A 22,973-nucleotide genomic window follows, 5' to 3' on the forward strand; every position below is an offset into this window, starting at 1 on the left:
GGGGTAAAATCGGAACGAGTAGGCTTTTTCCATGTCTCACATTTTAGCATATATTTCGTAAATGTGCTGATATTTAACAGTAAAGCCGTCGTAGAACGACGGGGTTTCAGACCCAAAATTTCCGATGAGGAAATAGGAGACTCCCAGACTCCGAGACAGGTTTTAGGTGTTGGGGGTTGGGGTTTTGGGGTTTTGGGGTTTTAGTTCAATTTCCCCACTTCCCACTTCCCACTTCCCCACTTCCCCACTTCCCCACTTCCCACTTCCCACTTCCCCACTTCCCACTTCCCACTCCCCCACTTCCCCACTTCCTCACTTCCCCACTTCCCGCTCCCACGAAACAAACCCTAGATATTTCGACAAAATTGCCATGCAGAAGAACTATAAGGAAAAATTCTGCTATATTATCTGCTAACTCTCTAGAAAACCCGATTAGTTTAATAATCTTTTCCGGGTATCTGAGAAAAAAAATAGTTCATCCCTTTAAAATATGGTTTTAGGGAGATAATTAGTGACTGTGTGAGGCAATTTGTGGTTAATAAGACGAAATCAAGGCTTAAAAGCGGACAATCAAGCAAATTAGCGGCTAAACCTGTGAAAAAGCGGCGATTGTCCGGTAAATGGTTCCTGACAGCCCTAGGCTTAACTGGCTGCGCCCTAGTTTCCGCTACGGCGGGGGCTATGTTGGCTGTGTCTCTCTCCTCCACACCTTTGCGACAAGCTGCTCTTAGTCCCCAAGAAGCCGCCGCTTTTAACAATCAGCAGGCGATATCCTATCAAAATCTGCAACTTCCCGCCCTCAACCGCCCCGTTAATATTCTGGTAGTTGGCGCGAAAGTGTTGACATCCGATGTCAAGGAGGCACAAACCCCAGATCTGGGTTATCATGCCCCGGTTAATTCCTTGGATGGTTTAACCGATACCATGCTGTTACTGCGTTTTGACCCCCAAAGACAGAAGTTAACCATGCTTTCCATCCCCCGGGATACCCGCACCGATATCGAGGGTTACGGGGAGAAAAAAATCAATGAAGCTAACGCCCTCGGTGGACCTGCTTTAACGGCGGAAACGGTTAGTCATCTTTTGGACGGAGTGGCTATCGATCGCTATGTTCGCATTAATGTGCAGGGTGTGGAAAAATTAATTGATGCTTTGGGGGGGGTGACGGTATATGTTCCCAAAGACATGAAGTACAAAGATTTTAGTCAACACCTCTACATTGACCTGAAAAAAGGGGAACAACACCTCAACGGCGAGAAATTCCTCCAGTTTGCCCGTTTTCGTTACGATGCTAACGGCGATATCGGTCGTATCCAACGACAACAGCAATTAATGCGGTCTTTAGTAGAACAAACCCTAAAACCAGCAACTTTATTGAAAATTCCCGATATTATCGAGGTTATCCGCACTCATATCGATACTAATCTCAGTTTAGAGGAGTTACTCGCTCTAGCCGGCTTTGCCTCTAAAACTCAGCGCGCTGATGTGCAAATGCTACTGCTACCCGGAGACTTTAATGGTGATGGTCGGCAAGGGATCAGTTATTGGTTGCCCAATCAAAGTAAAATTCAAGAGCTAGTGGCTCAACATTTTAACCACGGCTCTTTTATGGCTGACATTGAGGAAACCACGCGACCGACTCGCATAGCTGTGGAAGATAGCATCGATAATCCAGAAGCGGTGCAAGCTCTAGTCAGATATCTGCGCTCGTTTGGTTATGAAAATGTTTTTGTCTCTAAGTCTTCATCGCCAATTCTAGAAACTACCAAAATTATTGCTCAAAAAGGGGATAATTCCCTGGCTGCTGCCCTGCATAATAGCCTTGGTGTCGGGGAAGTTTTGGTGGAAAGTACGGGGAATCTCGCTTCTGATGTGACGATTAAAATCGGTCAAGATTGGCAAGAAAAATCCGCTAATCTTTCTGAGCCATCCCTAGGCAACTAAGAAAAAAATCAAGTTTATCCGGGTTATTTATTAGCCAAAGTTTGACAAAAATCTTGGTGTTCTTGACTAGCTATTCCTTGCTGTAATCTTGCCAAAACTTCGGCTAAATTACCCGATAATAAAGCATTTTTATCCAGCCATAATCCGGGGAATACTTGGGAGCAAAAGATGTTATTTTGATTTGATTCTAGGGGCAAATATTCCCCATCAGTTAAGCGAAACCAATCCAATTGAACATCATAAACTCGCCAGATAATATACTCTTGCACTCCCTGGCGACGATAAACTTTGAGTTTTTCGTGTAAATCGTAGGAAGCAGTAGAAGCGGCAATTTCTACGATTAATTCCGGCGCGCCTTCTACATAATCATCTTCACTAATGCTTGATTGTCCACCGGTTTCTATTCTTAATAAAGCATCTGGTTGTGGTTGATTATCCCCATCCAGTCGCACAGTAGTATTATCCAGTGTTTCTACTCCCGGTGTCGCCACTTCGTAGGCAGTTAACCAACCGATAATATTAGCGTGGGGTTTACCGTGGTTTTTGGCTCTCACCGCGGCTGCCATATAAACAACTCCTGCGATTAATTCAGCTTTTTTTAGCTGTGTCATTGCTTGATAACGGCGCTCGAATTCGGGACGAGTTAATCTATCACCATTTTCGAGAGGGGGAATAATATGGGGGGAAACTGTGTTAGTCGATAGCATAATTTTTGGCTCATCAAGAAACTACTATCAAGGCTTAAGTTTTCTTACCAGACTCAGTTAATTTATCGATTAGGTTAAGCTGTGCATCGAGAGCATCGAAGATATCCTATACTTATTTTACAGCGTTTCTGATCATTTACCTGGAACCTTGCGCCATGTTTGCCTTAGTTTCACTAGATAAAATCGAGCTACCGGCGGGGTCCTTAGTGAGATTACCTGCCACTTGGCTAGATTATCAAACTTTGTCTCGGCAAAGGGGCGACAATTCTCAGCCTAAAATCAAATATCACAATGGAGAAGTCTTGCTTATGTCTCCACTTCCTAAGCATGGACGTGATGCCCATTTAATTGCTAATATTATCATCACCTTATTGGATTATCTGGGGCGTGAGTACGAGGCTTTTACTCCCGTAACCATGGAATTACCAGAAACAAGTGGTATTGAACCAGATTATAGTTTTTATATTGACCATTGGCCGGCTATAGCAGGGAAAGCCAGAATTGACTGGGTAAATGATCCTCCTCCCGATTTAGTATTAGAAATTGATGTCACCAGTTACTCGAATGTGGATGATTATCTGCCTTATCAAGTGCCTGAAATTTGGTTGTATCGTCAGAAAAATCTCTATATTTATTGGCTAGAGAATCAAGAGTATATCCCTCGCCATCAAAGTCAATATTTTCCTAACTTTAACCTACAAAATTTAGTTTCTTTCTGGGGAGAAATTGCCGACAATCGCAATAGTAGTATGGCAATTCGTCAACTAAAACAACATCTCGAAGATTTTTATAAGTAGGGAGGCACAATTATTTGTAGGATGGGTTAGCGGTAGCGTAACATGAGCGGGCGTTGGGTTTCACGCTTCAACCCAACCTACGTTCATCTTATATTTAATTCCACCCACCTACTTAGTATTTAAACTAATTTTTCCCGCTGACAGCGTCTTTCATGGCAACGAAGTAAATCCTCCCACTCCTGTCTCCTCTATTTAACCATGAATAATTTTAAAATACTGATCATCGGTTACGGTAATACTTTAAGAAATGATGACGGAGTGGGAGTGAGAATAGCCGAAATTATTGCCGAGGAGAATTTGCCTAATGTGCAAGTCATCGCTACCCATCAATTGACTCCTGAATTAGCAGCCGATATAGCTGATGCTTCTCTAGTTATTTTTGTTGATGCGGTATTATCTAATCAAACTGATATCCGCATAGAAAAATTAGCAGCAGTTACCGAATGGAATAATTTAGGTCATGCAGAAAGTCCCGCTTCTTTATTAGCATTAACTCAAGCAATTTATCAACAAAATCCCAGGGCCTTGGGAATATTTATTCCTGCTATTAATTGTGAATTTGGTGAAGAATTATCAACAATAACTCAAAAGGGCTTGACAAACGCAATCAAAGCTATTAGGAAAATTATTACTTCTGAGGATTTGACTGAATACCAAAAGCAGGACTTTGATAATCTTCCGGCAGATAATTTTCAGGAATAGTGCTGTGATTGCCATCCCGGAGAGCCTTGTAGTGAGGAGACATAATTTCGATACCGACTTCGTTACATTTATCCTGAATATTTTGATGCAATTCAGAATAAATATACACCATTTTGCTAGGATGATCGGTGTAGGCATTTAGCTGATAGCTGACATAAAAATCATCGAGACTGGTTTGCAAGACAAAAGGAGCAGGTTCTGAGACAATAAATTTGGTTGCTAAGGCTGCTTCTTTCAGGGTTGCGTGAACTTTACGCCAAGGTAAATCATAACCGAGAGTGACTGTGGTTTGCAAAATTAAAGGCTGTTTGAATTCCCTTTGGGAGACACTAAAGTTAATCACATTGGTGTTTAACAGCGATGAATTAGGAATCGTGATAATTCTATTAGCCGGTGTGCGAATACGGGTGACTAATAATCCTTTTTCAATTACATCTCCAATAACATCACCAATAGAAATTTTATCTCCTAGTTGAAAAGAGCGGGTATAGATGAGGACAATTCCTCCCACCACGTTAGCGATAGCAGAGGTGGAACCCAAGGAAAATAGTACCCCTAAAAATACCGACACCCCCTGAAAAGCAGGAGAATTAAATCCGGGTAGATAGGGAAAAGCGATGACTATAGCTAAGGCAATTATCAGCAGTGACAGTAAATTATAGGTTGGTTTTGCCCAATCGGGATAGAAACCATGGATTACTAAATTTTCTCTTTCCAATCCAGTGAAAAATGGTTTAATTGCTCTCAACAGATAGTGAGTTATAAAAACAATTAGCAGTATAATAAAAATATTGGGTAAATATTTTGCTATCTCTTGGGAAATAACTTCCAAAGCACTAAAAAAGTATTGCAGAAAACCATCACCAAATTTTCTAGTCCAGGGAAAAAGACGAAGGACAAAAGTTAAATAAAAATAGAGAATAGTTAAAATAATTAGAGTTCGGATAAATTGCAAAACTCTTAGGCAACAAATTCCTATTGTCTGGGAACTAATAATCTCAAAATTTTGGAATACGACCCCAGGAACTAGGGAGGTGATTAATCTCTGAATCTTGGGAAAAACCCGCGAAGATATAAAAATTATTACCCAGAAAATTAAGACCGTGGCCAAGGTAGCACTTACCGTCAAAGTTGCATCTTTTAAGAGGTTATCCGGTTGACGTTCTTGACGATAACGGACAATGGCCGCTTTAATCTTTGCTAAAGCTCGTTCGGTCAATACTTCTTGACTTACCGCGTGTAATTTGGCATCTTTAGAAGTAATAGTAGCAATAACCGTATCTCCCAAAATAATCGAAGGGTTTTTGTCTTCAGGATCGATTTTTATGGTTAAATCTTCAGGAGAAAGGGCATCGTCATCGGCAATTTTTTCAATTCTGGCTGTAATCGATTTCGCTCTTTCTTGCGCTGAAAAAGAACCTATTCCTTGCCGAATAGTAAAAAGTTCTTGATTATCAAGCATGACGGGAAAAACTTCTCCCAAAGTTTCCAGGGGTGTTTCCTGTCCTTGTTTAGCAGGATTATTCTGGGCCGCTATCCTGAAGATGGGGGATAAAGTCAGTAACAAAACTAAACAAAACAGCCCTAAGTAACGCCAGATTTTTTTCATCTTCTAAGCCACAATTGCACAGGAGCGATCGAGTTTAATACCTCTTTTTTTCATCGTAGCATGGAATAGTTCTGTGGATAACACCTGTTCCACCGGATAAATCCCGGCTTTTTGGAGTTTTGCCGCTAAGATTAATTCTGCCACGCTGCCAGTTCCCCAACCCGCTGCTTGAGCAGTATTCTCGTGAAGCATAGTTGCTTGATAAACTGCTTTTTGCTGCCCTTGCCATCCGGCCACTTTTGCTAACATTGCTACCCCAATTCCCGAAAATTTATCGGTTACTTCTGTCATGCGATAACTAACTTGGGAAAAAAACTCGATTCCCCGAGAACTTTCTACCCAAGCATCGGGAAAAATATGGGCAGTAATCCAAGTTAAATGATTATAAAAATCGGGAATAGAACCAAATTTTGTGATCACATTTTGCACTTGAAAAGATTCAGCAAAAGTATAGGTTTCTGGCATATCAAACCAATAAACACCAGTTTTACCCAAAGGAGCGGGAAAGTCAATTACTTCTCTAGCAGTATAGGGTTCAATCTCTTGCCATTGTCCCTCAATCCAAGCTAAAAAAGGCTTTTTTAAGCCGAGAAAAGTAGTCCGCATCACGGTTAATCCCGCACCTCCTGAACCGGCTACGGCATAATTTAAACGGATCGTTTCTACCCTATCTAACTGTTCGACTCCCTCTCGCACTATACTATTAGAAATACCGGGGAAAATTCCCGTATTAACTACGGCAGTTATTCCCGCTTTTATCGCTAATTCTCGATAGGGGATTAACTTTTGATAAAAAGAACGATGATCACTAACATCAATATAATTGACTTTTTCTTCGATGCAAATTTTTACTACCCTGCCATCGCGATAGTGAAAGGGACCAGCACAATGAATGACTAAATCACTATTTTTAATTGCCTGTCTAAGCTTGTCTATTTCTTCTAAATCTAAAGCCAAAAACTGCATTCTTGGCAGTAATTTAATCGCTTTTTCCTTCCGTCCTGTGATAATAACTTTAGCTGAAGTATGATTAATAATATCTAGGGCGACACTTTGACCAATGCGACCGGTGCCACCTAAAATTAAAACAGTTTTTTCCATGGCAACTATCAATAATATTTGTTGCCCTAGTATAGCATCCTCTTGGCAAGTTTGCCTATTTTTCAAGATGAAAAATTCAGAATAATCCCAACTTATTTAATGCGTCCGAGGGGCAAGAAAATGGTTAAAATCTCACCTTCTTCGGGTTTTTCACGCACAATCAATTTACCTCCCAAAGCTTGAAAAAGGTTTTTAGTCACCTTCATATTCAGGCTTAAACTACCCGTTTCTGGTTGAAACATTAGGACTTTTCCTAAAGCTTTGAGAGTAAGATTAGGGGATTTTACCTGAGTTTGGAACTGCATTTTTAATTGATTTCCTGCCGTTGATATATGTACTTGCAACAGGCCACCACTAGCCATACTGCGAGTACATTTTTCCACGACTCCATTTAACATTTGATCCAATAAATTCGGGTCGCTAATTACCGAAGGCAATTTTTTCGGTACATTAACTTCTAAATTGACATTGCGCCGTTTAGCTTGTTTTTGCCACCGGGGAATACTATCTTGAAAGACTTTTTCTAGAGCAATTGGAATTAATTGAATCGGTTTATCCCCCAGAGGATTAATACCCAATTCTGCGGCTCGGAAAATTAATTCCATGCGCTGAATTTGTTCACTACATTCTAAATCGATTGTTTCTAAATATTTCTGCACATCTTCCGTTACTTTTGCCCGTTTTAATAATAATCGGGTAATGGTGCGAATGGTGGTTAAAGGGGTGCGAATTTCGTGGGTTAAGGCGCGCAATAACTCCAAATCACAACCCGATTCTAAATTAGAATTATCTTCCTTTGGCGGAGTGATTTCGGCATTGATAGGCGATTTCGTTTTTTTCAGGTCTAAATTAGGCTGGTTGGGTAAATTTTGCAGTAATTGGCGACTAAATTGGCTAACTAGACGGTAATCCGGCGAGGGACTGCCATTAGCCTCGATAATTGCCTCTAAAGTCCCGATTTGCGGATAACGCAGATTAACTAATCGTTGCCGCAACTGCTGCCAAGCTTGCTGAGTGAGGACGGGATCAAAGGAAAATTGAAAAGAGGACAAACCCCACTGATCCTCGCCTAAAACCAGCAAAAGAGCGAAACTTTCGCTAAAAACCAGACAAAATCTTTCATTAGCAATCGGATCCGTTGGCAAGAGAGGCAATTCATGAATCTCCGTCGGGGAAACATCGGCGGCGGATTTTTCCTGAGAAGGCAATTGCAAACCCTGCCATTGTAAATGTTTTAAAGCTTTAACGGTAAAAACCCCGAATTCAAAACCCGTTAAAGCCTTACTTTCTCTGACTAAAGCTGTCGGACCGGAGAGAATTAAACCCCGACCGGCGGCAGCATTATTTTGGTTTTGTAATAAGATATTTTCTAAAGCGGCGATCGCTGCGAACCATTCACTTTCCGCTTTCAGTTGCGCTCGCTTGAGCCATTCCGATAAATTAGGATAAAAAGCATTGGGGGTGAGAGTTTCCCGGTCCTGATGGTCAGTCGGCGGGAAAATATCGCTTAATTTCGGTAAAGACCCCTTTAACATCGTCTTCATCACTGACTAGATACAAATTCCTTACCTAGAATATTACCCCCGTTAATGCTCATCCCATAACGGTAAAACCGAACTCTATTGGCAGTGATATCCGCGTTTTGATAACAGTTATCTTAGTGGTGAGGCAAGAACTCTCTGGTTTTGGGGAGTCGGTAGTCGATAGCAAATTAGGTTACACTAAATCCGTTGAGCATAGGCTACATATCAGGACAGGCACTCATGCACTCTTGCAATAGGCAAAAGGAGGAATAAATAATCATTCTTTAATAACCGGATTTAGTATTACACTTCATCTTTAGTTGATCACCTATGCCGGTTGTGGGGTTCGTGGCTCAATTCAACCTCGATAAGTCTGATATTTAATTACACCTCCCCACTTATGTATTTTTTTGTTACATTTAAGTATTTTTTGCTTATCTATAGTTATTATTGAATGAGTTAAAGTGTTCCCCAATTATTTCCCTAACTAACCGATCTTTGATCCCAAAACCTTTTGCCTTGACGTTAGGTCAATGGGAGGAATCATCGGGTCTTGGAGGGACTAACACAAATTATGACACTCGACAAACTTTTGAAATTAGGAGAAATTAGTTATTTAAACCAGTTCTTGCTCAGATTATTTCTAGTGATTTCTTGTCTTTTTGTCTTTTATTGCCTATAATTTTCCTCACTTTTCTCATTAACAAGGAGAATACAATCATGCAACCTCTCAACTTTTCTATTATCCAAGAAATCAAACATCAAGGAATTTGTGATGCTTCTGCATCCACTGCTTTAGGAGAAAATAAATTTGTTATTGGTAATGATGAGGCGGATCCAGAATTAGGTAATATTCTCTGGATTTATTCCTCTCAAGAGTCGGGAAAAGCACTGGAAACAATTGATATTAATGGTTGGCTTAAAAACAATCCTAAAAATAAAGAAATCGACTTGGAGGGGGTAACTGTACTAAATGACATAATCTATTGGATTACTTCCCATGGCCGCAATAAAAATGCTGAACGAAAACTCCCTCGTCATCAATTTTTTGCCAGTAAAATTAACGATGACGGCTCTAGTATAGTTCAAGTGGGTGAGTCTTATACTCAGTTAGTCTTGCGCGATATTATCGAAGACTCTCAATTGGCTGAAATATTTGATTTCAAAACAGCAGAAACCAAAGCTCCCAAAGCTAAAGGTGGATTAAATATTGAAGGTTTAACGGCAACTCCAGACGGAAATATCTTAATCGGTTTTCGTAATCCTATACCAAACGATAAAGCTCTTTTATTAACTCTAAAAAATCCTCAAAGTTTAGTTATTAATTCCACCAATGCTCGGGCTGAATTTGGTGATACTATCTTGTTGGATTTGGGAGGATTAGGAATTCGTAGCATTGAATTTTGGCCGGCTTTAGAAGTATATTTAATTATTGCTGGAGAATTTCATGGAGGCGATCAATTTGTTTTCTATACTTGGTCAGGAAAAAAAGAAGATGCACCGGAAAAGATAGAATCACTGCAATTCCCTGACGGGTTTCGTCCAGAAGCTTTGTTGTTTTATCCCCATTTCCCAGATCGCTTTCAGATTTTCAGCGATGATGGTACAATCAAGCGAGTTGGTAATACTCCCTGTAAAGATATTATCGATAAAAATAATCCCGAAAAATATTTCCGTAGTATTTGGGTAAAAGTTAATTAATACCAATTCTCACCCATAAAAACTACAGATCGAATTATCGAATTTAAGTTCCCATTTCCCCTTTTTCCCATTTTAAGGGAGACGAAGGCAGGGGGATCGAACTCTTGTAGCCGGATTTTGGAGAATTGATATAATTAGACATCCCTCTTAGTGGAACCTCAACAAAACCCGCAACAAAAATAGCTTTAAACCCATGTAGGGATAAGCTTTAAGCTCAAAAAAACCGTTGATCACGTCTTCTCAATGGTTTTTTATCCTAGAAGCTCTATTAACCTTTTTCTCTTATCCAGAGGACTTCTGGGTTCGCAAAGGGACAAAAAAGTGTGGAGAATCCTCCCATAATCGCTACAATTTTTCTAGAGGCTAAGTATTGCCCTCATTTAAGTTCTTTTGTACTCATTAAAAACCATGAAAATTCTTCACGGTACTTGGATTCCCCAATCAACGGATGAATTTATTCAGAAGGGTAGCTTTTATCTTTGGGGAGAAACTAGCACCCCGAAAAAGAGTCGCACCACTGCCGATAATTATCATCCTTTTCAGTTAAGCAAAGAAGAATTAACTAGCTTTCTCACTGGAGAGTTAGGAATAGTTCAATCGAATTATAATCCTCTTAGTCGGCAATTTGTCCCCCGCTACTTTCTTTTACCTAGTCACGAGAATCAACCTTTACCCTCCTTAGAATTACTGCGTTATCTAGAAAAAGAACCCCCAGAAAATAGCCAATGGCAATCTTGGCAAATTGATTGTTATCCCCTTAATCCTGTACTTAAACTGCTCAATGATCTGCACTTTATCTGTCTTTACAACTCCTCAGAGATTCAGTTAGGTGCAGATCTACTTTTTTGGTATCACTACAGTCAAGCTTTTAAAGAAATAATTCTCAAAGATAACTATATTCCTGCCTTTAAATATCGAGAATTAGCCACAAATAACCAGAAAACCGCTAACTTTGCCATCTACCCTCTTTGGGAAATTATATCGGCAACCTACGAAACCAATCTCGATCACTATCTCGAATATCTTCCCCGCATTTGTCTTGCTGGTGCTGAAAATCCCCATGCTTCACCACAATTATACGATCCCAAAACCCTACTCCGGCACTTCTCCGAATGTCTCCTCAATGAAATTGTCACTAATACGGCAATTCCTGCCAGTTTTGATAAAAAAATTGGCGAGACAATTATAGGTGACTGCCTCTCTGTGACTAAAGCTGCTGGATTTCTGCAAACTGCCGCTGCTTTAGAAAAATATCAACAGTGGCAAACTTGGAGACAGCAATTACTAGGAGACCAAAATATATCTAGTTTTAGCCTTGGTTTTAAACTAACGGAAGCGCCAGAAGATAATATTGAACAGTGGCAAATTACCTTTATCCTCATCTCTAAACAAGACCCCTCCCTGCGATTAGAATTAGACGAATATTGGTATGCAGTCCCTGAAACTAGAACAAGCATACGAGCGCATTTTGGTCAAGATTTAGACAAAAATATTTTACTGAGTTTGGGTTATGCTGCCCGTATTTATCCCCCCATTTGGCAAGGATTAGAAACGGATAAACCGACGGGATTTTCTCTCAACCTTACAGAAGCTTTTACTTTCTTAAAAGAAACTGCGTGGATTTTAGAAGATGCGGGATATAAGGTAATTATTCCCGCTTGGTGGACTCCCGAAGGTCGTCAACGCGCCAAAGTTCGGCTAAAAACTACGTCTAAATCAGGCAAATCTACCCCCGTTAGTAAAGGGATTTTTAGCCTCGAAAACATCATTGAATATCAATATGAACTAGCCATCGGTGAAGAAACTATTACCCAAGAGGAATGGCAACAATTAATTAACACCAAAACACCCCTAGTTAAATTTCGAGGTCAATGGGTAGAATTAGAACAAAATAAAATGCAGCAAATGCTGGATTTTTGGCAGAAATATCAGCAGGAAAATCCTGAGATGAATCTGATTGAATTAATGAAAAAAGCTGCCGAATCCCCAGAGGAGATTATTGTTGAAACCGATGAATTTTTGGGTTCTATGCTAGAGAAATTACAAAATCCTAGTCAACTAGAACCGATCGAAAATCCTCCCCAATTACAAGGAACGCTGCGGGAGTACCAAAAGCGTGGAGTTGCCTGGATTCAATACCTGGAACAATTGGGTTTAAATGGTTGTCTTGCTGACGATATGGGATTAGGAAAAACCCTACAGGTAATTGCTAGATTGGTTGGGGAAAGAGAGGGAGATAATAATGTTTTACCAACTCTGCTAGTTGCACCCACTTCCGTGGTGGGAAATTGGGCAAAAGAAATTGAAAAATTTGCCCCCCATCTTCAGGTTTTAATTCATCATGGTAGTAAGCGCTATCAAGATGAGAGCGAATTTCAGACAGTAGCTAGTCACAAGGATATCGTCATTACTTCTTTTACCTTAGTTCGCAAGGATTTGAAATTATTTAACTCGCAATCTTGGCAACGTTTGGTAATTGATGAAGCACAAAATATCAAAAATCCTAAAGCAGCACAAACTAAAGCAATCTTGAGTTTATCTGCACAACATCGTCTCGCATTAACGGGAACTCCTGTGGAAAATAGACTGCTTGATTTATGGTCAATTTTTAACTTCCTTAACCCTGGTTATTTAGGTAAAGAAACTCAATTTCGTAAAGCGTTTGAAGTGCCAATTCAAAAACAAAATGATCGTCTCCAGTCCACGGTTCTCAAAAAATTAGTGGAACCTTTTATTCTGCGTCGGGTAAAAACCGATAAGCAGATAATTAAAGATTTGCCTGACAAAGTGGAAAACAAACAGTATTGTAATTTAACTAAAGAACAAGCTTCTCTCTATGAAGTTGTCATCAAAGAAGTGGAAAAACAATTAGAAGAAGCGGAGGGAATAAAACGCAAAGGATTAATTTTATCTACCCTGATGCGCTTGAAACAAATTTGTAATCACCCGCGTCAATTTTTACAGGATAACAGCGCTTTTACTCCTGAGCGATCGCATAAGTTAGAGCGTTTGGGAGAAATGCTAGAAGAAGTAATTTTAGAGGGAGATAGTTTGCTAATTTTCACTCAATTTACTGAAATCGGGGACTCCTTACAAAAGTACCTGAAACAAACTTTTCGCTATAATACTTATTATCTTCACGGGGGGACTTCTCAACCAAAACGAGAACAAATGATCGAAGAATTTCAACATCCCGAAACAGAACCTTCCGTATTTATTTTATCCTTAAAAGCTGGGGGGGTGGGGATTACTTTAACCAAAGCAAATCATGTTTTTCATTTTGATCGTTGGTGGAATCCTGCGGTAGAAAATCAAGCAACCGATCGCGCTTTTAGAATTGGTCAACAAAAAAATGTTTTCGTGCATAAATTTGTCACTTTGGGAACCTTAGAGGAAAGAATTGATGAAATGATCGAGGAAAAGAAAAAGGTAGCTAATGCTATTGTTAGTAATGATGAATCCTGGTTAACGGAATTAGATAACGAAAGTTTTCGTCAGTTAATCGCATTGAATAAACAGACAATTATTTAATCGAGGTAAACCCATGAATAAATTTAGTAAAACTTGGTGGGGACAACGCTTTATAGAAGCATTAGAGGAATTTACCGACTCAGCGCGCTTGAGTCGAGGACGTTCCTACGCCAAAAATGATAAAGTCAAGAATTATAAAATTGACGGTAATTTAATTACTGCTCAGGTGCGAGGTTCCATTAATCCCTACTTTGGAGTTTACAAAGAACCTTTGTATAGGGTGAGTATCGAGATTAAACCAATTACTAAAGCAGAGTGGTCACAAGCTTTATATAATCTTGGTTCAAGAGCGAGTATGATCTCTAAACTGCTGCTCAAAGAAGTTCCCGATAATATTGATGAAGCATTTAGCGATCTGAATCTGCACTTATTACCCCACAGTCAAAAGGATTTTATCACTAATTGTTCCTGTCCCGATTGGGAAAATCCCTGTAAACATATTGCTGGAGTTTATTACCTCGTTGCTTCCCAATTAGATCAGGATCCTTTCCTCTTATTTGAATTACGAGGTATCTCTCGTCAAAAATTACTGCAAGAGTTAGCAAAAACTCCCCTCGGTAAGCTGCTTTCCTCCTCCATCCAAGAGGAAGAAATTCCTCTTAAACCCGTTACTTCCTATCACACTAAACCCGAAACTATACCGGCAGTAGAAACAATTGATCTCAAAGAATTTTGGCACTCCCATCACCGTTTACCCGAAAATCCTCAGTTAGTTAAATCCGCAACTATTCCCGCAATTGTCATTAAAAAAGCTGGTGATTATCCGGCATTTTGGGATAAGGATAATTCCTTTATCGAGGTAATGGAAGAAATGTATCAACGGGTACGCAATAAAAATGCAGGGATACTTTAAAAAAATATAAGTTTTCCCTTTGGGGAGTCAGGAGTCAGTCCCGATGCCAAATTAGGTTACACTTTATCTTGATCAGAAACGCTGTAGCTAAATTGCTGACTTTTTGACTTAGGTATCTATCCATAGGAGGGTAGATTAGAATAAACAGGTCAACAACTGACAGTAATTGAAAATCTACCCCTAACCTGTTAGTATTGTTATGAGACTGGGGATAAGAGAGATACAATGGAATCCTTAACTATTGAAAATTTTCTGATTATTAAGTATGCGGAAATAGAGATAAAAAAAATTAATGTTATCATCGGTGAACAGTCCACTGGTAAAAGTATTATTGCTAAATTAGTTTTTTTATTTCAGACATTTTTGTTTTATCAAGTTAAATTATTAGTCACTAATCTTCAAGATCAGCAAGGACTAAAAAGGCACCTACAGAAGCGATTTGAGGAATTATTTCCTAAATACGCATGGAAAGAGCAAGTATTTAAAATAGTTTATCGTTTGGATGACATGAACTTTTTGATTGAAAGATATAAGGACAAATCTGGCTATTTTAAACTACAATTTACCTATTCAGATAATTTTAAAAAGTTTTACAATACAACAATTAGACAAGTGAGTAAAATTGCCAAAAGCAATAACAAAGTCACTCAAGATATTTATTCAGATATGAATGATTGTGTGGCCAAAAATATTGCTGATTTTTTTCAAGGCAATGAAAAAATTTTTTCTACAAAGATTTTATTTGTACCAGCTAGTCGCACTCTTTTTGTTAAATACTTTACCAATAATATTTTTGCCTTTTTGTCCAATAATTTTGATCTTGATCCTCTGATTATCAACTTTGGCTCTAATTATGAAAATGCTCAACGCCTATACAGAATAATTAATGAATCAGAAAGTTTATTCCAAGATAAAAAAGATGATAAAAAACTTTATGATCAAATTAAATTAATTACCGAAAAAATTCTATCGGGTAGCTATGGAAGAGAAAAAGATCAAGATTGGCTTTATCATGCCGATGGGAGAAAGATTAACTTAATTGATGCTTCAAGCGGACAACAAGAAGCCTTACCAATGTTATTAATTCTCTTAGTTTTCCCCTTTTTTGCCACTCACGAATCTAATCAATTCTTTATTGAGGAACCCGAAACCCATCTTTTTCCCTCCGCTCAAAGAGATATGGTAGAACTATTTACCTTACTTTATGCTAATAAAAATTGTCGTTTCTTTCTCACTACCCATAGTCCCTACATTCTCACAGCTTTGAATAATAAAATCATGGCGGCTAACGTTGAGCCTGTCAAAGCGGAAAAATCTTTAGGTTATAAAAATACTATTCAATTTCAAGATGTGTCAGCCTACACAATTAGCAACGGACAAACTCAAAGTATCTTAGATACAGAGGTGAACTTGATTGGTATCAATAACCTCGATGCTGTCTCCGATGAACTTAGTCAAGAGTTTGAAGAAATTTTAGAAAGAAAGGCTCAACAATAATGGATATTAGTCACTGTTCTGAATGCAATAATAATAAAATAGTCAAAGTTAAAGAAAATGGTAAAGAATTTATCGTCAACAATAATAGTCAGAAATTAGTTACTAAGATAAAAATAGATAATTGTTTAATCATCGAGGGGAAAAGATGCGACTGGCTGTTAGAAATTGATAGTCCCTGTAGCTTGGCTCTTTATATTGAACTCAAGGGTAAAAATATTGAACAAGCTTATGATCAATTATTGTCAACTCTAAATCATTATTACTTACAAGAAAGACATAAAAAATCTAAAAAAGAATGCTATATTGTCGCTTCTAGAGTACCAAAAGCTGGAACCAATGTTCAGGTTTATCAAGCGAGATTAAAGCAATCTCATCCTGAAGTTAGTTTAAAAGTCAGGTCGATGAAAGCTGAAATCACTATTTAGGTTTTTCCCTCAGAAAAAAGCTGAACTAATTGTTCTTGTCCCGATTGGGAAAATCCCTGTAAACATATTGCTGGAGTTTATTACTTCGTTGCTTTCCAATTAAATATGGAAGAAATGTATGAACGGGTACGCAATAAAAATGCTGGTATGTTATAATCAGGTGGGTGTTTAAAATCGTCTAACCCCCCTTAGTTAAAAGTAAATTAAGGGTAGATTAAAGGGGGATTAAGGGGGGATCAGAAGTTTGAAAAAGCATTCTATTTTTTAAGACAAGCAGAATCTATGAACCAAGAATCTCTCAGCTTTGTCGATGGGAATGTCAAGTTAGCCGATCGCTTTTTAGTTTGTGGATTGGGTAGTCTCGGACAACACTGCGTCAAGTCTTTAAAAGAGTTTGGGGTTAGCGTCGTCGGTATCGAACTAATACAGCCTCCCAGTTGGGAAATTAATGATTTTCCCGATTTATTAGAGGAAATAATTATCGGTGATTGTCGTCAAAAAAACATTTTAGCAAGAGCGGGAATCGATCGCTGTCGGGCTGCTTTAATTGTCACCAGTGATGAGCGAATTAATGCCACCACTGCCCTAATTATTCGGCAATTAAATCCCCTTACCCGCTTAGTGGTGCGTTCTTCTAAAGATAATCTCAATCAGCTACTTAAGGAACGTTTAGGCAATTTTATCGCCTATGAACCCACCCAACTACCCGCCAATGCCTTTGCTTTAGCCACATTAGGCACGGAAACCCTCGGTTTTTTGCATCTCGACGGTCAGAAATTGCGGATTATCCAGAGACAAATTAGCCCCGAAGATGGTTTACTCGATCGCTTTTTAGGTGATTTAAATACCCCCACCCGTCGTCTGTTAGCACACACAGCCCCCGATGAACCTTTAAGGGCTGGATTTTATCAATGGTCCCCCACCACCACTATCCGGGCCGGTGATACCATTACCACCATCGAAACTACCTATCAAAACATCGATGCTGTCCGCCAGAAACCTTCAAATTCTCGCCAGAAGTTGCGGCATTTTTGGCAAAAATTGCTCAAAGAAATCCAACAATTCTGGCAATTGAGTTTTCAGCAGCAAATTCACCGGGTGGCTTTCATGTCAGTATTTATCATTATCCTGCTAGTAATTATCGGGACTTTTCTTTTCCATCTCTACGCCCCGAGAGCTTCCTTTATTTCCGCTCTTTCAGGAACGGCGATTCTTTTATTAGGTGGTTATGGCGATGTTTTCGGTGCCTCTAACCCCGAAGATTTAAATGCAGTTCCCTGGTGGATGCAGCTATTTAGTCTCTTTTTAACCTTAGCTGGAACCGCTTTTATCGGGGTTCTCTATGCCATTTTGACAGAAACTTTATTATCATCAAGATTTCAATTTATCCCCAACCGTCCCCCAGTTCCCCAACAGAATCATATCGTTATTGTGGGCTTAGGTCGAGTCGGCAAAGAAGTGGCTAATTTATTACTAGAAATGCAACAGGCAATCGTTGGGGTCAGCTTAAATAGGGATTTTGATGCAACTATCCTGCCAAAAATGCCCCTGATGACGGGAAATATCGAAGAATCTTTAAAAAATGTCAATTTAGACAGGGCTAAAAGTATAGCGATTGTTACTGATGACGAAATCCTCAATTTAGAAGTGGCCCTAACCACCCGCAAACTCAACCCCCAAAGCTACTTAGTCATCCGCACCACCGACGACAACCTTAGTCAACAATTAAGTCAAATTCTGCCCCGCTCTCACATTTTAGGAACCAACACCGTGGCGGCAGAAGCCTTTACGGGGGCCGCTTTCGGAGAAAATATCATCTATCTGTTCCGTTGGGCGCAAAAAACGATTCTGGTGACGGAATACGAGATCGAAGCCGGAGATACTCTCAATGGTAGCTCGATCGGGGATATTGCCTACGGTTATCGAGTTGTGCCGATCCTACACCAACGAGAACGGCAAGCCCCGAAATTAATGCCCGAAGATTATCTCAATTTACGCATCGGCGATCGCATTGTGGTGCTGGCCACCATCAACGGACTGCGACGGGTGGAACAGGGTCGTCGCACTCCCAAAACTTGGCGCGTGCGGGTGGAAAAAGCCTTTAACCGCAATATTGCCGCGGAAGCACCCACCGTAATCAGTCGTTTTTCTAATTGTCCCCTGAAAACCGCCAGCGATCTCATGGAAAATTTGCCAGCGACCCTGGGCGCTCCCCTCTACGAACAGCAGGCGATTCGATTAGTTTCCGAGTTAAAAAAAATTCAAGTTCAAGCCTTGGCCATTCCAATTAACCCGAAATCGGGGTAAATGGGAGTTATCCTTTTTTTGTCAAACTAGAAGGCTCTCTTGGTCTTTTTTTATGCAGTTAAAGTGACCGTAGCCTTGGCAGTTTGTCCAGAATCAGAAGTGGCAGTAATAGTAATTTTATCCCCAGCATTTCCTTGTGGGGGTGCAGTGTAGGTAAATTTGGCATCAGTGGTATTTTTATCAATTTTACCGCTTTCTGGCGGTGAGATTGTGATGGTGTAGTTACCAACGGGATTAATGCTAAATTCTTTCTCCCCGTTTAATGCTAAACTTGCGATAGGCGGAGCGATCAAAATCGTTGGAGGTAGTCCCTGTCCAGTGGAACTAGCCTCTACAGTTACTTTTTTCTCCACTTGATTAATTAAATCGGGAATAAGACGTTCGCTAAATCCAGCCACAAAAGCCATTGTCAAAAGTCCATATAAATAGGTGTCATTCCCCTTATTTCCATTGTCAGTCCGAATTTGTAAGGGAGAAATGCTAGAGTTAAGAATTAGCAGAATAAAGAAAGCGAAACTTCCCCCTAAAATGGGTTTGGTTAAACCAATTGACAATGGCAAGAAGTCATCGTCATATTTTTGATTTTTGGGATTATCAAAGTCTTGCAAACGAGTTAGAAGACTAACTGCTCCCCCTAAAGTCCCTGTCATCAATATCAATATCAAGAGTCTAAAATTTCCATCTTTGTCCTCAGTATTTTGGTTACTAGAATTTGAGATTGGAGGTAAGGGCATAAGCAAATCCTTCACTGGAGGGGAGTTCATAATACCCCAATTCAAAGGGAGAGCTAACACTAATCCAATTAAAACTTTTGTAGGTATTTTGATAGAATGGAAAAGATTATCTCTGAAGTCGGCTAGACCATTCCAAAAACCCATCTGGGTTTTTCTTAATCCTGTTTCGGCAGCATAGCGTAATTTTTGTGCCAAAATAATATTAGGTTGACCTGTTAAAGATTTAATCGCAATTTCTCCAGCATCTACCACCGACTTTACTTGCATGATATCCCAAGCTTTGGAACTGTTGATGAGTTCCACCTGCGCTATCCCTAGTATTATAATTAATTTGGCTAATTCTCCCTGTACTTCCCGGTCTAATTCTGGAGGGAATCCCGCTACTTGTTCTTTAGTTTTTCCCAGCAAAGTATCAATTCTTTGATTTAGTTTAATCACCTCATCTCTAGCTTTAATTTCATTGATTAAATCGGATAAAGTTTGAAATAAAACACTTGCTTCTTGTAGTTGTGCAAAATTATCTTTAAATTCCTTGACTAACTTTTCAAAGGGTTCATCTACTTCAGGAATTGAACTATATTTGTCTAAGTTATCCTTCAGTTCAGCAATCAAAGACTCATTTTTCTGTTGTAATTCCACAGTCGTGGAAAATTTAACCAAAGTATCTTTAATTTTTGTTTGCCAAGCAGTTAGTTTTTCTTTGAGTTTTGGCAAGTTTGGAACGTTAGCATTAGCATCGAATAGAGTCGTAATTGTTGTAACTAAACTATCAGTTTCTTGGCTGAAAGTATCAAGAGGAGTTTCTGAACTTTTGCCCGTAGATAAAAGGTTGATTGTCTCCACAAGCTGATCTGTATGAGCTATTATTTGTTTTTCTAATTCTTCTCTGCTAGGTAAAGGGTCTGAAAAAGTTAATTCACCTAGTTTTTGAATAAGTTCATCTCTTAAATTATTAGTCTCTTGAGTGATTGTTTTGGCTTCTGTTTGGTAACTAGCAAGGGTAGCTGATTTATCCTGACTAAATTTATTTTGGGTTTCCAGAATAAATTGATTAATTTTTTGTTCGATAGCAGGATTTGGATTAATCATGATTATCTTCTCCTAAAAAAAAGGCGAAAATGGGCTAAAATTCGGTTAGCTTCCAGATGCTACAATAGTTATCATTGATTTTCTGCAATTATTAATAAATCTTGATAAATTTTTATTTTTTTAACTCAATTCAGTCTGCCGTAGGGACATAACATCGTTATCTCCTCAACATCGTTATCTCCTCAATGACCGCAGCCGCATCTTAGCACTCAGGCCCTAAGAGTGCTAAATTAACTAAAGGAGTCCTATCACAACAGCGATACTATGTCCAAAATCATTGCCTTCAAAGATGAATCCCGTCGCGCCCTAGAAAGAGGTGTCAACGCCTTGGCCGATGCGGTAAAAATCACCCTCGGTCCGAAAGGACGCAATGTCTTGTTAGAAAAGAAATACGGCGCCCCCCAGATCGTTAATGACGGCATCACCGTCGCCAAAGAAATCGAATTGTCCGATCCCCTCGAAAACACCGGGGCGAGATTAATTCAGGAAGTAGCGGCAAAAACCAAAGATTTAGCGGGAGATGGCACCACTACCGCCACCATCATCGCCCAGGCTTTAATTAAAGAAGGTCTCAAAAACGTTACCGCTGGGGCAAATCCCGTCGCCTTAAGACGCGGACTAGACAAAACCATCGCCTATCTGGTGGAAGAAATCGCCGCCGTCGCTAAACCGATCGCCGGAGATGCGATCGCTCAAGTGGCCACCGTTTCTTCCGGCAACGATGAAGAAGTGGGACAAATGATCGCCACCGCCATGGAAAAAGTCACCACCGATGGCGTAATCACCGTGGAAGAATCGAAATCCCTAACCACCGAATTAGAAGTAGTGGAAGGGATGCAGATCGATCGCGGTTATATCTCTCCCTATTTCATCACCGATCAGGAAAGACAGATCGTCGAGTACGACAACCCCCTGATCCTGATTACCGATAAAAAAATCAGTGCGATCGCAGAATTAGTCCCCGTCCTCGAAGCCGTTGCCCGTCAAGGTCGTCCCCTATTAATTATCGCCGAAGATGTGGACGGCGAAGCCTTAGCCACTCTAGTGGTCAACAAGGCCCGGGGTGTCTTAAATGTCGTCGCTATCAAAGCCCCCAGTTTCGGGGAACGTCGCAAGGCAGTTTTACAAGATATCGCCATCCTCACCGGCGGTCGTCTGATTTCCGAAGAAGTGGGCTTAAGTCTTGACACGGTTAGCCTCGATCTGCTAGGGCAAGCGGCAAAAATCACCCTAGAAAAAGACAATACAATTATTGTCGCCTCCGGGGACAGCCGCAATAAGGCCGATGTGCAGAAACGTCTCGCCCAACTGAAAAAACAGCTAGAAGAAACCGATTCTGAATTCGATAAGGAAAAATTACAGGAACGCATCGCTAAATTAGCCGGCGGTGTAGCCGTCATTAAGGTCGGGGCAGCCACAGAAACCGAACTCAAGGATCGCAAACTCCGCATCGAAGATGCCCTCAATGCCACCAAAGCCGCCGTGGAAGAAGGTATCGTCCCGGGCGGTGGTACAACCTTGATTCATCTGGCTTCTAAGGTGAAGGCTTTCAAAGCTTCTCTCACTAACGATGAGGAAAAAGTCGCCGCCGATATCGTCGCTAAAGCCCTAGAAGCCCCCCTGCGTCAGTTAGCTAATAACGCCGGTGTGGAAGGCGATGTGATCGTGGAAGGTGTGCGCGATACCGCTTTTAGCGTCGGTTACAATGTCCTCACCGGCAAGTACGAAGACTTAATCGCCGCCGGAATTATCGATCCAGCTAAAGTGGTACGGTCAGCCGTTCAAAACGCCGCTTCTATCGCCGGTATGGTCTTAACTACGGAAGCCCTCGTGGTCGAAAAACCCGTTAAAGAAGCCGCAGCCCCCGATATGGGTGGCATGGGTGGCATGGGTGGCATGGGTGGCATGGGCGGCATGGGCGGCATGGGTATGATGTAATTCCTGATGCCGTCTGGCCCTTGAAAATAATCTCATTCCATTGAGCCAATCTGTCCCTTTTCTCGTTATCATCGGCATTAGGGGCAGGTTTTTTTTCCTCACAAATGCTCGACTTCCCCTCCCCGGTAATGATTCGGTAGTAGTGGCGTAGCCCTCTTGCTTACCTGGTATGAATTGTGTAAAATATTTATTAATAAAAATAATTGGAACCCGATCAGTCTTTAAACCTCTAGCTTGATCATGACTTTTCTGATAAATATCTTTTTCTGGCTCCTGTCTGGCTTACTCAAATATCAGTCTAGCACCGAACAAAATACCCCCTTCACCTCTATTCCACTGTCAAGCGTTGTGGTTCTCACCATACTATCAAGAATGGTTCTATTCATAATGGAAAACCCAAACGTCAATGTCAAGAATGTGGTCAACCGTTTGTGATCAATCCCACTAATAAAACCGTCTCTGACGAAACCAAACAATTAATTGATAAACTCTTGCTCGAACGAATTTCCTTACGA

General features: G+C 40.2%; 15 protein-coding genes and 2 pseudogenes. 12 read left to right on the top strand and 5 right to left on the bottom strand.

Translation table 11 applies throughout. The annotated features are described in order from the left end of the window. The first annotated feature begins 531 nt into the window (after positions 1-531). Positions 532-1,944, top strand: a complete 1,413-nt coding sequence (locus IM477_RS08150; RefSeq protein WP_287731288.1) for an LCP family protein — start codon at positions 532-534, stop codon at positions 1,942-1,944. Positions 1,945-1,967: 23 nt separating this feature from the next. Here IM477_RS08150 and IM477_RS08155 read toward each other — a convergent pair whose 3' ends face one another. After that, positions 1,968-2,651: a Uma2 family endonuclease gene (locus IM477_RS08155; protein WP_287731289.1), complete on the bottom strand. Its 684-nt coding sequence runs from the start codon at positions 2,649-2,651 to the stop codon at positions 1,968-1,970. Between the two features lie 155 nt (positions 2,652-2,806). Here IM477_RS08155 and IM477_RS08160 point away from each other — a divergent pair, with 155 nt between their 5' ends. Both IM477_RS08160 and IM477_RS08165 read left to right on the top strand, forming a co-directional pair. After that, on the top strand, positions 2,807-3,448 hold the full coding sequence (locus IM477_RS08160) for a Uma2 family endonuclease (protein WP_287731292.1): 642 nt from the start codon (positions 2,807-2,809) through the stop codon (positions 3,446-3,448). Positions 3,449-3,646: 198 nt separating this feature from the next. After that, positions 3,647-4,150, top strand: coding sequence for a hydrogenase maturation protease (locus IM477_RS08165; protein ID WP_287731294.1), 504 nt, complete (start codon positions 3,647-3,649; stop codon positions 4,148-4,150). Here IM477_RS08165 and IM477_RS08170 read toward each other — a convergent pair. The 3 genes from IM477_RS08170 to IM477_RS08180 all read right to left on the bottom strand — a co-directional run bounded on the left by IM477_RS08170 (position 4,077) and on the right by IM477_RS08180 (position 8,395). Then, positions 4,077-5,759: a mechanosensitive ion channel family protein gene (locus IM477_RS08170; RefSeq protein WP_287731295.1), complete on the bottom strand. Its 1,683-nt coding sequence runs from the start codon at positions 5,757-5,759 to the stop codon at positions 4,077-4,079. The genes IM477_RS08165 and IM477_RS08170 overlap by 74 nt on opposite strands. A 3-nt stretch (positions 5,760-5,762) precedes the next feature. Then, the gene (locus tag IM477_RS08175) at positions 5,763-6,860 is read right to left on the bottom strand and encodes a saccharopine dehydrogenase family protein (protein ID WP_287731296.1); all 1,098 of its coding nucleotides are present in this window, start codon (positions 6,858-6,860) and stop codon (positions 5,763-5,765) included. 92 nt (positions 6,861-6,952) lie between these two features. Beyond that, positions 6,953-8,395, bottom strand: coding sequence for a sensor histidine kinase (locus IM477_RS08180; RefSeq protein ID WP_287731298.1), 1,443 nt, complete (start codon positions 8,393-8,395; stop codon positions 6,953-6,955). A 708-nt stretch (positions 8,396-9,103) separates the two neighbouring features. On the opposite strand from IM477_RS08180, the gene IM477_RS08185 reads away from it, so the two are divergent. The 7 genes and pseudogenes from IM477_RS08185 to IM477_RS08215 all read left to right on the top strand — a co-directional run bounded on the left by IM477_RS08185 (position 9,104) and on the right by IM477_RS08215 (position 18,697). Beyond that, positions 9,104-10,084, top strand: a complete 981-nt coding sequence (locus IM477_RS08185; RefSeq protein ID WP_287731299.1) for a DUF3616 domain-containing protein — start codon at positions 9,104-9,106, stop codon at positions 10,082-10,084. 408 nt (positions 10,085-10,492) lie between these two features. Beyond that, entirely contained in the window at positions 10,493-13,615 is a 3,123-nt protein-coding gene (locus IM477_RS08190) for a DEAD/DEAH box helicase (protein WP_287731301.1), read from the top strand. Positions 13,616-13,628: 13 nt separating this feature from the next. Then, the gene (locus IM477_RS08195; protein WP_287731302.1) at positions 13,629-14,468 is read left to right on the top strand and encodes an SWIM zinc finger family protein; all 840 of its coding nucleotides are present in this window, start codon (positions 13,629-13,631) and stop codon (positions 14,466-14,468) included. A 225-nt stretch (positions 14,469-14,693) separates the two neighbouring features. Then, on the top strand, positions 14,694-15,965 hold the full coding sequence (locus IM477_RS08200) for an AAA family ATPase (RefSeq protein WP_287731304.1): 1,272 nt from the start codon (positions 14,694-14,696) through the stop codon (positions 15,963-15,965). Beyond that, positions 15,965-16,390, top strand: a complete 426-nt coding sequence (locus IM477_RS08205; protein WP_190718069.1) for a hypothetical protein — start codon at positions 15,965-15,967, stop codon at positions 16,388-16,390. Before IM477_RS08200 ends, IM477_RS08205 begins: the two co-directional genes overlap by 1 nt. Before the next feature lie 24 nt (positions 16,391-16,414). After that, positions 16,415-16,501: pseudogene (locus IM477_RS08210) on the top strand (SWIM zinc finger family protein); the annotation flags it as partial. 171 nt (positions 16,502-16,672) lie between these two features. Next, entirely contained in the window at positions 16,673-18,697 is a 2,025-nt protein-coding gene (locus IM477_RS08215; protein WP_190718066.1) for a potassium channel family protein, read from the top strand. Positions 18,698-18,747: 50 nt separating this feature from the next. Here the strand turns inward: IM477_RS08215 and IM477_RS08220 are convergent, their stop codons facing one another. Continuing rightward, positions 18,748-20,520 carry a coiled-coil domain-containing protein gene (locus tag IM477_RS08220; RefSeq protein ID WP_287731307.1) on the bottom strand — a complete coding sequence of 591 codons (1,773 nt, stop codon included), beginning with the start codon at positions 20,518-20,520 and terminating at the stop codon, positions 18,748-18,750. A 264-nt stretch (positions 20,521-20,784) separates the two neighbouring features. Between IM477_RS08220 and groL the strand changes: the two genes are divergently transcribed. Both groL and IM477_RS23335 read left to right on the top strand, forming a co-directional pair. Next, entirely contained in the window at positions 20,785-22,458 is a 1,674-nt protein-coding gene (gene groL / locus IM477_RS08225) for a chaperonin GroEL (RefSeq protein WP_287731308.1), read from the top strand. A gap of 240 nt (positions 22,459-22,698) precedes the next feature. Beyond that, positions 22,699-22,973: pseudogene (locus IM477_RS23335) on the top strand (IS1/IS1595 family N-terminal zinc-binding domain-containing protein); the annotation flags it as partial.

Source organism: Microcystis sp. M090S1, from assembly GCF_020246295.1.
GTDB classification, from domain to species: domain Bacteria; phylum Cyanobacteriota; class Cyanobacteriia; order Cyanobacteriales; family Microcystaceae; genus Microcystis; species Microcystis aeruginosa.